The organism is Krasilnikovia sp. MM14-A1259 (assembly GCF_047159535.1).
Taxonomy (GTDB): domain Bacteria; phylum Actinomycetota; class Actinomycetes; order Mycobacteriales; family Micromonosporaceae; genus Actinoplanes.
This window is the reverse complement of record NZ_BAAGAJ010000002.1, coordinates 736,505-737,642: the sequence shown is the minus strand read 5'-3', so window position 1 is coordinate 737,642 and position 1,138 is coordinate 736,505. Positions and strand designations below refer to the sequence as shown.

Sequence of the window (1,138 nt, the reverse complement as noted above, 5' to 3'; positions counted from 1 at the left end):
GCAGTCGCTCCTGAGGGGCGCGTCCGGGGACAGGTGGGACGAAATGTGCACGGTGGATCGCGGGACCGGCGCGTCGGCCGGCCCCGTACGGTTGCGGGTCGGTCAGGGGTGGCGGGTGAGGTAGCCGCCCATCGTGCGGAAGTACTCGGTGGCGGCGAGTTCGGTGCCGTCGTCGAGGCGTACGCGTTCGACCGCGAGTCCGTGGCTCGCGCCGCGGCGGGCCTCGGCCCCGGCGACGATCACCACGGCGTCGCCTTCGCGGATGAAGATGCGCCCCGGCGTGCCGCCGTAGTGGCCGCGGGACACCGACGCGCCGATGAGGCGCAGCCGCCGCCCCTGGTGGTACGTGAACGCGTTGGGGTACGGGTCGGACTGGGCCCGGATCAGCCGGTCCAGTTCCTCAGCGGTCCACGTCCAGTCGATGCGGCTGTCCTCTTCGGAGCGCTTGTGGAAGAAGCTGGCCCTGGTGCGGTCCTGCGGCGTCCAGTCGGTGCGGCCGGAGGCGATCAGGGCGAGGCCGTCCACGGTGATCGGGCCGAACAGGTCGAGCGTCTTGTGGAACAGGTCGGTGGTGGTGTCGCGCGGCCCGACCGGAACGCAACGCTGCAGCACGATGTCGCCGGCGTCGAGTTCGCCGTCCATCATGTGCGCGGTCACCCCGACCTCCTTCTCGCCGTTGATCAGGGCCCAGATCAGCGGGGAGAACCCCGCGTACGCCGGCAGCAGCGAGTCGTGCACGTTCAGCGTGCCGAGGCGGGGCAGCTCGAAGACCTGCGGCGGGATCCACGTACGCCAGTTGGTGGCGACGATGACGTCCGGGTCGGCCTCCTTCAGCGGGCCGAGCAGGTCGTCGTCGGGACGGTCGCGGACCTCCACCGCAATGCCGTGGGCGGCGGCGAGGTCGGCGACCGAGTCGTTCCAGATCCGCTCGTACGCATGGTCGCTCGGCGGGTGGGTGACCACGAGGGTGACCTCGTGCTCCGAGTCCAGCAGCGCCTGCAGGGTGCGGTGACCCCAGGTCTGGTACCCGAACATGACAACCCGCACGGTGCCTCCCGGTTCAACTCCGGCCGGTTCGTCCGGCCCACTCACAGCGGCAGAAGTTAGGTTAGTCTAACCTTGCTTTCAGTCGCCCCGG

The 1,138-nt window shown here is 70.3% G+C and carries 1 protein-coding gene; it reads right to left on the bottom strand.

The window, feature by feature from the left end:
- Positions 1-102: 102 nt before the first annotated feature.
- Positions 103-1,047 carry a methionyl-tRNA formyltransferase gene (locus ACMCNK_RS03155; RefSeq protein ID WP_412734868.1) on the bottom strand — a complete coding sequence of 315 codons (945 nt, stop codon included), beginning with the start codon at positions 1,045-1,047 and terminating at the stop codon, positions 103-105.
- Positions 1,048-1,138 lie beyond the last annotated feature (91 nt).